Origin of the sequence: Exiguobacterium sp. s138, from assembly GCF_018618775.1 — a bacterium.
Taxonomy (GTDB): domain Bacteria; phylum Bacillota; class Bacilli; order Exiguobacteriales; family Exiguobacteriaceae; genus Exiguobacterium_A; species Exiguobacterium_A artemiae.
This window is the reverse complement of sequence record NZ_JACSMW010000010.1, coordinates 44,546-54,488: the sequence shown is the minus strand read 5'-3', so window position 1 is coordinate 54,488 and position 9,943 is coordinate 44,546. Positions and strand designations below refer to the sequence as shown.

The 9,943-nt window shown below is 47.7% G+C and carries 13 protein-coding genes and 1 rRNA gene; all 14 read right to left on the bottom strand.

The annotated features are described in order from the left end of the window. Positions 1 to 62, bottom strand: a 16S ribosomal RNA gene (locus KNP91_RS14975); the annotation flags it as partial. Positions 63 to 404: 342 nt separating this feature from the next. Beyond that, a complete protein-coding gene (locus KNP91_RS14970) occupies positions 405 to 1,010 on the bottom strand; it encodes a KinB-signaling pathway activation protein (RefSeq protein WP_214767222.1) in 606 nt (201 codons plus the stop codon). Between the two features lie 3 nt (positions 1,011 to 1,013). Beyond that, complete coding sequence (locus KNP91_RS14965) at positions 1,014 to 2,045, bottom strand: Mrp/NBP35 family ATP-binding protein (RefSeq protein ID WP_012369045.1); 1,032 nt, start codon at positions 2,043 to 2,045, stop codon at positions 1,014 to 1,016. A gap of 183 nt (positions 2,046 to 2,228) precedes the next feature. Further along, a complete protein-coding gene (locus KNP91_RS14960) occupies positions 2,229 to 2,861 on the bottom strand; it encodes a M15 family metallopeptidase (protein WP_214850836.1) in 633 nt (210 codons plus the stop codon). 485 nt (positions 2,862 to 3,346) lie between these two features. After that, a complete protein-coding gene (gene rpsI / locus KNP91_RS14955; protein ID WP_012369042.1) occupies positions 3,347 to 3,739 on the bottom strand; it encodes a 30S ribosomal protein S9 in 393 nt (130 codons plus the stop codon). Between the two features lie 28 nt (positions 3,740 to 3,767). Further along, positions 3,768 to 4,205 (bottom strand): 50S ribosomal protein L13, encoded by a 438-nt coding sequence (rplM, locus tag KNP91_RS14950; protein WP_012369041.1) that lies wholly within the window; start codon positions 4,203 to 4,205, stop codon positions 3,768 to 3,770. A gap of 155 nt (positions 4,206 to 4,360) precedes the next feature. Further along, positions 4,361 to 5,110, bottom strand: a complete 750-nt coding sequence (truA, locus tag KNP91_RS14945) for a tRNA pseudouridine(38-40) synthase TruA (RefSeq protein ID WP_012369040.1) — start codon at positions 5,108 to 5,110, stop codon at positions 4,361 to 4,363. After that, positions 5,110 to 5,901, bottom strand: a complete 792-nt coding sequence (locus tag KNP91_RS14940) for an energy-coupling factor transporter transmembrane component T family protein (protein ID WP_012369039.1) — start codon at positions 5,899 to 5,901, stop codon at positions 5,110 to 5,112. The genes truA and KNP91_RS14940 overlap by 1 nt, the downstream gene beginning before the upstream one ends. Continuing rightward, entirely contained in the window at positions 5,898 to 6,755 is an 858-nt protein-coding gene (locus KNP91_RS14935) for an energy-coupling factor transporter ATPase (RefSeq protein ID WP_214850833.1), read from the bottom strand. The genes KNP91_RS14940 and KNP91_RS14935 overlap by 4 nt, the downstream gene beginning before the upstream one ends. Next, the gene (locus KNP91_RS14930; protein ID WP_026826922.1) at positions 6,743 to 7,573 is read right to left on the bottom strand and encodes an energy-coupling factor ABC transporter ATP-binding protein; all 831 of its coding nucleotides are present in this window, start codon (positions 7,571 to 7,573) and stop codon (positions 6,743 to 6,745) included. Before KNP91_RS14930 ends, KNP91_RS14935 begins: the two co-directional genes overlap by 13 nt. Positions 7,574 to 7,669: 96 nt before the next feature. Beyond that, positions 7,670 to 8,041, bottom strand: a complete 372-nt coding sequence (gene rplQ / locus KNP91_RS14925; RefSeq protein ID WP_012369036.1) for a 50S ribosomal protein L17 — start codon at positions 8,039 to 8,041, stop codon at positions 7,670 to 7,672. 33 nt (positions 8,042 to 8,074) lie between these two features. Beyond that, on the bottom strand, positions 8,075 to 9,019 hold the full coding sequence (locus KNP91_RS14920) for a DNA-directed RNA polymerase subunit alpha (protein ID WP_012369035.1): 945 nt from the start codon (positions 9,017 to 9,019) through the stop codon (positions 8,075 to 8,077). Between the two features lie 137 nt (positions 9,020 to 9,156). Then, a complete protein-coding gene (rpsK, locus tag KNP91_RS14915; protein ID WP_012369034.1) occupies positions 9,157 to 9,552 on the bottom strand; it encodes a 30S ribosomal protein S11 in 396 nt (131 codons plus the stop codon). Between the two features lie 16 nt (positions 9,553 to 9,568). After that, positions 9,569 to 9,934, bottom strand: a complete 366-nt coding sequence (gene rpsM, locus KNP91_RS14910) for a 30S ribosomal protein S13 (protein ID WP_012369033.1) — start codon at positions 9,932 to 9,934, stop codon at positions 9,569 to 9,571. Between the last annotated feature and the right edge of the window lie 9 nt (positions 9,935 to 9,943).

Sequence of the window (9,943 nt, the reverse complement as noted above, 5' to 3'; positions counted from 1 at the left end):
ACTTGCATGTATTAGGCACGCCGCCAGCGTTCGTCCTGAGCCAGGATCAAACTCTCCATAAAGTGTTTGACTTGCTCGTTTTTGTGACCAAAGTCACGTTGACGAAGCTTGCGCTTCATTCATTGTTTGTATCCGAAGATACGTTTTTTGCCTCATCGTTCAGTTTTCAAAGTCCGATATGTCGTTTGACGACTTTTAAATCTTACAGTAAACTATTAACTGGTGTCAATAACTTTTTCCGTAAGTTTTTTTCGTTTTCGACGTGTCTGTGTGGCGTGTGCCTCAGCGACATGTATTAATATATCAACTCTTGTTTTTTACGTCAACTGTTTTTCTAAAAAAACATTAAAAAAAGATGGACGCCGCTCTGACCGGATAAAACGGTAGCGCGGCGCTCTTTTCTTTTATGCTCTTTTCCCCGACGCAGCATTCGCTGAATCCGGTTTTTCCTGCAACCGGTGCAACATCAGAATCTGATACGCATTACAAACGAGTAATGTGGCAAGTGCCGCCCATAACATCCGTTTGTCTTGTGTCGCCTGAAGAGCCGGAACCCATTCAATCAATGTGATGACTGTCATCAAAAAGAGTGTCGGCACGAACGCCGTGAAGTTTGTCTCGCGGGCTTTCGTCCGAGCGACAAAAAACGCAATGATCAATAAGACAACCATCTCTCCGATATACAGGTTTGTTTTTTCAAATCCGAAAGCAAGACCGCGAAGGTAGATTCCGTCGAATAACGCAAATGCGATTAAGACGATTTGAACCCGGTCCCACAGCTTAGCTCCCCGGAAAATATCGAGTCCGACCCGGTGAAGGATCAGATACGAAAAGAATCCCATCAAACTGATGGCTGTCCATGTACTACTGTAAGCCAGGGCTGTAACATATCCGCTGATCGATTGATTGCGGACATAACCCGGTTCAGCGACAAGGTTAAACACGAAGCCGGCGAGCGTCCCGATCAGGAGCGTCATCCAAAACAGCTTCAAAAATCCTCTAGTCTTCATTCATTATCCCTCTACTTTTTCGATGACACGCGCTGCGAGTTCATTATAGTGTGTTTCAAATGGATGGTCGTCACGGTAAATCGACGGTGCAAAGTCCGTGTCATTTGCATACGGCTGTCCAAGTGGAATCTTAGCTAGAATATCTGTTTTTAACGCTTCTGACAACTTCTCTCCGCCGCCTGAACCAAACACATACTCTTTTTCGCCCGTTACCTTGCTTTCGAAATACGCCATATTCTCGATGATTCCGAGTAAACGGTGGTTGGTTTTGATCGCCATCGCTCCTGCACGTGCAGCGACGAATGCCGCAGTTGCGTGTGGTGTCGTGACAATCAGTTCCTGACAGCTTGGCAACATTGAATGAATATCGAGTGCCACGTCGCCTGTACCCGGTGGTAAATCAAGAAGTAAGTAATCGAGGTCGCCCCATTCGACGTCAGAGAAGAAGTTGTTTAACATCTTTCCGAGCATCGGACCACGCCAGATGACAGGTGCATTGTCTTCGACGAAGAAGCCCATCGAGATGACTTTAACGCCAAACCGTTCAGGTGGAACAATCCGGTCGTTGACGACCGTCGGACGGGTTTCAATGCCCATCATGTCCGGTACACTGAATCCGTAAATATCTGCATCAATCAATCCGACTTTTTTGCCCGCCCGTGCGAGGGCAACTGCCAAGTTGACAGAAACCGTTGATTTTCCGACGCCACCTTTACCGGAAGCAATCGCAATGAACGTCGTGCCCGACTCTGGTTTAAGAATCGACGGTGTCGTTGCTGCTTGAATACCGTGATCGCCGAGTGCCTCAAAACGTAACCCAACCGTCTTGAATCCTTTTTCTTTCAACTCTTTGACGATCTGTTGTTGTAACGCAAGCTGTTCGCCGGATCCTGCTTGCGCAAGTGCGATTTTAAGACTGACATAGTCTCCTTTGATGCGGACATCCCGAATCCCATTCGTATCTGTAAGCGAGCGTTCAATCGTCGGATCGATCATTTGCCCGACTACCTCGCGAATTTCTTGTTCATTCAACATAATGCCTTCCCCCTGAGAACGTTCGATTTAATCCATTTCAGTATAACAAAAATAAGATAGCGCTTGCACATTTCGACTCGGAAAGCATGACATTTCCTTGACGACACCAAGGAAACGGACGAAAAGGAGATTAAAAAAAGAGACCTCCCTCTTCGCAACTGCAAAAAGGGGATCCCGGCGTGTTTAAAACATCCGATTCCACGTTGCGGGTCCGACGACACCATCGACCGTAAGTCCTTGCCGTTTTTGGTAAGCACGTACTTTCTCCGCTGTTTCCGCATCAAAGCGTTTCGTGACCGTCGCCTTGACTGCCCGCTGAATCCGCTCGATGTCCCGGCTGTTCATGTTGACGGCTCCTTTATAAAGGGGATTCCCCGGATAAGGCACCAAGACGTCTGTCGTCGTTTTGTTTAATTCAAAGTGAGGATAGTCTTTAAAGCCGCTCCAATCCCCGCCCCAGGAAAAACCCTGCCGCTTCATGGCGTGAACGATTTGCTGAAAGTTTTCATCCGTATTAAAGATCGCTTCCGTGCCGTCCATGGAATATTGAAACAGATCAACGGCAATGCCCTGGTTATGATTCGATTGTCCCCCCCGGGCGTTCGTGACGATTGCCCCCGGAGTCGTCCGTCCTTGTGCATACAACTTCTCCTGCTCGGCATAGGAGCGGAATCCTTGAGCCACACCGACGTAAATCCCTCTGACATGGAGTTCACGGATGACCTGGCGTGTTTTCCGGGCAACTTCCGGCGACAGTCCCGGAACATTTAATTTCCGGTTGGCTCGTTCGAGTAACCAACTGACTGATACTGTCATCTTTCATCACACTCCTTTGTAACCTGTTCCCAAAAACCGAATCCGGTATACTTGACGATGGACGTGTTCTTATCCAATCATTCGGAAAAAGGAGTTTTTTGATAAAAAAACTGTTAGTCTTCGCAAGCGTCATCGCAGTCCTCTTACATATCGGCTATGCAATTTACTTTTATGCAGGGCATGAAGCAAATATAGCTTATCAACCCGCTCTCCCTGAAAACAGCACGGTGTTAAGTCAGGAGACGTCTTTTACCGGTGCAGTCGGTTCACAGACGGCGAATGATCCTCTTGCATTTTTACAGCATCTTTTCCTCCGGAGTATCCCGCTGACGTTTATTGCTCTCACAGCACTCTTATTCCTCATCCGAACAATACGACGACGTACGTTTTGAACGACAGACCATTGTTTGACCGCTTTTTTTAATTAAAGAACGGTCTTTTGACATAAAAAAATCTCCCACCCGTAAGGATGAGAGATAAAACGATTAACGTTTTGAGAACTGAGGTGCACGACGTGCTGCTTTAAGACCGTATTTTTTACGTTCTTTCATACGAGCATCGCGTGTGAGGAAACCTTTAGCTTTAAGTGTTCCACGGAAGTCTGGATCCGCTTGAAGAAGAGCACGTGAGATACCGTGACGGATTGCGCCTGCTTGACCAGTGAAGCCGCCGCCTTTGACCGTTACCATGATATCGTATTTGCCTTCTGTTTCTGTGAGTACAAGTGGTTCTTTTGCAGTCATGATTAATGTTTCATAACCGAAGTATTCGCTGATATCGCGCCCGTTAACTGTGACTTTACCGTCTCCAGCAACGAGGAAAACGCGAGCTGCCGCGTGTTTACGGCGACCAGTGCCGTAGTAACGTACATCTGCCATCGTGTAGTTCCTCCTAAATTCGTATTAATTAACCGCGAAGTTCGTAAACTTCTGGTTGTTGTGCTTCTTGCTTATGAGTATCTCCAGCGTAAACGTGGAGTTTGTTGAACATTTGACGACCGAGGCTACCTTTTGGAAGCATCCCTTTGATCGCGAGTTCAAGCATACGCTCAGGTTTGTTAGCGAGTAAGTCGCGTGCGACAGTCTGCTTCAAGCCGCCTGGATGACCAGAGTGACGGTAGTAGACCTTTTTGTCGAGTTTGTTACCAGTTAAAACGATTTTCTCAACGTTGATGAGGATAACGTGATCCCCACAGTCAACGTGTGGTGTGAACGTAGGTTTGTGCTTACCGCGGAGAAGTGAAGCAACTTCGCTCGAAAGACGACCGAGTGTTTTGCCTTCTGCGTCGATAAGGAGCCATTTGCGTTCTACATCAGTAGCTTTCGCCATGAAAGTTGTGCGCATGTAAAATACCTCCTAAGGAATTTAAAAATTTCTTTTTTGATTTTTCATTTATTCACTGTTTGAATCTATCAGAATCTTAGGTGTACGGGGCTAAGATTGTGGTTTCATAATAAATGAAATGCCAATAAACATTGTATGTTTTTTAGCGGCTAATGTCAAATGCCTTTTTTAGACTCTGGGTAGAAAACTTCCCAAAGGTATAACCCGTGCGGTGGTGCCGTCACACCAGCGACGTTTCGATCCTTCGCTTCGAGCATCCGTTTGATGTCATCCGGGGCAAATCGACCGCGTCCGACATCAAGCAACGTGCCGACCATGATCCGGATCTGATTGTAGAGAAAACCACTTCCTTGAAAACGAAAAATCAGTTCTTCCCCTTGTTCGATCAGTTCCGCTTCATAAATCGTCCGAACACGATTGTCCGTCTCTGTCTTCGCGACACAGAACGAACTAAAGTCATGAGTCCCGACTAAATGCGCTAATCCCAGACGAATTTGCGCAACATCGAGCGAATACGGAATCAGGACGGATTGATGACGCCGAAACGCATTTTCCGTCCGGCGCACGAAGTACCGGTACTCTTTCCCTACTACATCATACCTTGCTTCGAAGTCAGAAGCGACCTCTTTACAGTCCCGAACACGAATATCGTCCGGTAATAACGTATTTAAAGCCTTCACCATGCTTGCCGGTGCAATCGAAAGCTCCGTATCAAAATGAATGACTTGTCCCTGTGCGTGCACACGGGCATCCGTACGTCCGGAACCGATGACCTTGACCGGGTGCTTGTGCATCCGTCCAAGCGTCTTCTCGAGGACTTCCTGAATCGTCAGACCGTTCGGTTGCACTTGATACCCGGAATAGTCCGTTCCGTCATACTGAATCGTACATTTAAAGCGTCGCATCAAAATCCTCCCCGTAAATACACCAGCAACAGTCCGAGGGCGACCAGAAGCAGGATCAATCCCGTATCGCGTGTTGTCCACTTGGATTCACGGAGCCGGGTCCGTCCTTCACCGCCGCGGTATCCGCGGGCTTCCATCGCCGTTGCCAGATCTTCCGCCCGCTTAAATGCCGAGATGAACAGTGGAATCAACAAAGGAATGATCGCCCGCAGACGTTCCTTGATCGGTCCCGCCGATAAATCGACCCCGCGTGCCTGCTGCGCTTTCATGATTTTTTCCGTCTCTTCCGCCAGGGTCGGGAGGAAACGGAGTGAAATCGACAACATCAAGGCAATTTCATGGGTCGGGACACGGACGACCTTAAACGGTTTCAGGAGCAACTCAATCGCATCCGTCAGTTCGATCGGTGACGTCGTCAACGTGACGAGTGTCGTGATCGAGACCAGATAAAAGAAGCGGAGCGAAACGATGATCGCGAGACGTAATCCTTCTTCATAAATCTTGAACCAGCCGAATTCAAACAGAACGGCCCCTTCACGCGTAAACAACAGTTGAATGATAAACGTAAAGATAATTAAGAATAAGATCGGCCGGAGCCCCTTTAAGACGTAACGAATCGGTAATTTACTGCTCGCTAACGCAAAAAACGTAAACAGCAGTAAAAAAATATTCGTTGCCGCATTATTGGCCAAAAAGACAAGCGGAATAAAACAGAAAGCAAAAATGATTTTCGCAACGGCAGACGAACGATGTAAATACGACGTTCCCGGTATATGTTGTCCTACAATCATCGTTTATCCTCCCGTACATGCAAAATCCAGTCGATCAATTCCGCTTCCGTCTGAAGCGCCGGACGCGGTTGGTTCAATTGATCGGCCATCTGCCAGGCAAAGGCCAGGACGTGGGGTAAATCGAGATGGAATTGACGCAGTAACGTTTCTTGACGGAATAGACCCATTGGTTCTCCGTCATACGCAACCTGGCCCTCTTCCATGACGACGACACGGTTCGTATATTCCAGCACCTGGTCCATGTCATGCGTAATCAACAGCAATGTCATTCCTGACTGTGCATGCAACTCGGCAAAGAGAGAAAGCATCTGCTTCCGTCCTTGCGGATCGAGTCCTGCTGTCGGTTCATCGACGATCAACACGTCTGGTTGACTAGCGAGTACGCCCGCAATCGCAACACGCCTCATTTGCCCACCAGACAGGTCAAACGGAGAACGTGACCAAAAGACTTCATCGAGTCCAACGGTACGTAAGGCATCTTTCGCTAACCGTTCTGCCTCTGCCGGTGCGTGACCGAAGTTCATCGGACCAAACATGACATCTTTCAAGACGGTTTCTTCGAACAATTGATATTCCGGATACTGAAAGACAAGACCCACCCGTTTCCGGAGTGCTTTTAAATCTTGTTTTCGTTTCGGTTCGATGATGATGTCATCGACCTGTACCTTCCCAGCTGTTGGTTTCAACAAGCCGTTGATGTGTTGGACGAGTGTCGACTTCCCGGAACCGGTATGCCCTACAAACGCAACAAGCGCCCCTGACGGAATCTCAAGATTCACATCACGCAGCGCGACTCGTTCAAACGGACTATTGAGTTGGTACGTATAGTTTAATTCCTGGATTAAGATTGGCATAAGCGGTTCACCAAGTCTCTTTCATCTAGTATCGTGTCCTCATAAGTAAGACCACGTGCTGAAAGTTGCTCCTGCACCCGGACGACAAATGGAACATCTAGTCCAATCTGCTCAAGAAACGCGGATTGTGCAAACACCTCTTGCGGTGTCCCTTCTAAAACGATTTGCCCCGCATCCATGACAATGACACGACTGGCCCGTAAGACCTCATCGAGTTCATGTGTAATGGCAACGACGGCCATCGGGTGTTGCTCATATAATTCCTGAACGGTCGACATAACCTCAGTTCGTGCAATCGGATCAAGCATCGATGTCGCTTCATCGAGCACGAGAACATCAGGGCGCATCGCAAGCGCCGAGGCGATTGCGACACGCTGCTTCTGTCCGCCGGATAGTTGATGGGGTTCCCGATCAACAAAATCCGTAAGGCCAACGCGCGCTAGACTGTCGTCGATACGACGAACCATTTCCTCGCGTGGCACACCCCAGTTTTCCAGGGCAAATGCCACGTCGTCGCGCACGGTCGTGCCAACGAATTGATTATCCGGATTTTGAAAGACGATACCGATTGCGCGGCGCATCTCCCACAGTTGCTCCGGTACCGCACTTGAGAATGTCTCATTGACAGTAACCGTTCCTTCTTCAGGAAGCAACAATCCGTTAAACAGCTTCGTCAGCGTTGATTTTCCGGAGCCGTTGTGTCCAACGATCGCGACCCATTCCTGCGAATGAATCGAAAGAGAGACATTCCGTAAGGCTGGTTGTTCTTGTTCCGGGTAACGGTAGGTCACCTGTTCCAACTCAATCAGCTTTGTCATGTCTGCTCCTCCTTCATCAAATCAAAAATAATTTCATTTGTAACAAAAGGGCAGAAGCGAGTTACGCACTGCCCTTTTATTCGAATCATTTAAAAATTAAACGAGTTCGATGATGACCATTTCTGCGCCGTCACCACGACGTGGTCCCATTTTCATGATACGTGTGTAACCACCTTGACGCTCAGCAAAACGTGGTGCCACATCAGCAAACAACTTTTGGATTGCATCTTGTGTTTTACCAGCTTCGTTTTGACCAGCAGCTTCGCGACGAACGAACGATGCAACTTGACGACGAGCGTGGAGATCACCGCGTTTACCTAAAGTGATGAGTTTCTCAACGACTGGACGAAGTTCCTTCGCTTTTTGTTCTGTAGTTTGGATACGCTCATTGATGATGAGATCAGTCGCAAGGTCACGCAAAAGTGCCTTACGTTGTGAGCTTGTACGGCCTAATTTCGAGTATGCCATGGATGGATTCCCTCCTTCGTGCAATTAATAGTTTTAGTCTTCTTTACGTAGGCCCAGTCCGAGTTCATCGAGCTTCGCTTGAACTTCTTCGAGTGATTTACGTCCGAGGTTACGAACTTTCATCATCTCGTCTTCGCTCTTGTTTGCGAGTTCTTGAACCGTATTGATGCCGGCACGTTTCAAACAGTTGTACGAACGAACTGAAAGATCGAGTTCTTCGATCGTCATTTCAAGTACTTTTTCTTTTTGATCTTCTTCCTTTTCGACCATGATTTCGGCATGGAGCGCTTCGTCCGTAAGACCAACAAAGATGTTTAAGTGTTCTGTCATGATTTTTGCACCGAGCGACACTGCTTCTTCAGGGCGGATTGAACCGTCCGTCCAAACATCAAGCGTCAACTTATCGAAGCTCGCATCCTGACCAACACGTGTTTTTTCAACTTGATAGTTTACACGTTGAATTGGCGTGTAAATCGAATCAATTGGAATGACGCCGATTGGCATATCGTCCCGTTTGTTATCTTCAGCCTGAACGTAACCACGGCCGCGACGAGCTGTCAGACGCATATGAAGTGATGCACCTTCTGCAAGTGTTGCAATGTGGAGTTCTGGGTTGAGGATTTCGACGTCGCTGTCATGCGTAATGTTCGCTGCAGTAACAACGCCGGCGCCTTGAATATCGATCTCAAGTGTTTTCTCTTCTTCCGAGTAAACTTTGAGGGCGAGTTTCTTGAGGTTCAAGATGATTTGGGTAACGTCTTCTACAACGCCATCAATCGTCGAGAACTCATGAAGAACGCCATCGATTTGGACTGCAGTGACTGCAGCACCCGGAAGTGAAGATAATAGGATACGACGCAATGAGTTACCAAGCGTTGTACCGAATCCACGCTCAAGCGGTTCTACCACGAATTTACCAAACGTAGCGTTGTCGCTTAATTCGACCGTTTCAATCTTCGGCTTTTCGATTTCGATCATCTGAACCCCTCCTTGAATATCGTCATGTTGGCCATCGCGTTCAATCGCCAACCGTCTTGTGCACGTTTCTACTGCCTTGCTTGGTCAAACGATCAACAAAAGTCTACTCGAATTCCCGCTTTGCAGTACAAGACGGGTTACACGCGACGACGTTTTGGAGGGCGGCAACCGTTGTGCGGAACTGGAGTTACGTCACGGATCGCTGTTACTTCAAGACCGATTGCTTGGAGCGCACGGATTGCAGCTTCACGACCTGCACCAGGACCTTTAACGTTAACTTCTACAGTACGCATACCGTTGTCCATTGCTGTTTTCGCAGCAGTTTCTGAAGCGAGTTGCGCAGCAAATGGAGTAGATTTACGTGAGCCTTTGAAGCCCATGTTACCTGCAGTTGCCCAAGAGATTGCATTCCCTTGCATGTCAGTGATCGTAACGATTGTGTTGTTGAATGTTGAACGGATATGCACGATACCAGATTCAATATTCTTTTTGACTTTACGTTTACTACGAACATTCTGTTTACGTTTTGCCATCTTAGTTTACCCTCCCTTACTTCTTCTTGTTCGCTACTGTACGGCGTGGGCCTTTACGAGTACGCGAGTTGTTTTTAGTGTTTTGACCACGAACTGGAAGACCACGACGGTGACGAACACCACGGTAGCAACCGATTTCGATCAAACGTTTGATGTTGAGTGAGATTTCACGACGAAGGTCACCCTCAACTTTTACTTTATCTAATCCATCACGGAGTTGGTTGAGTTGTTCTTCAGTCAATTCACGAGTACGAGTATCTTCAGAGATACCAGCTTCTTTCAAGACTTTCTGAGCAGTTGTTTTACCAACACCATAGATGTAAGTGAGTGAGATAACGATGCGTTTCTCACGTGGAATATCTACACCAGCAATACGTGCCATGTGTGCACC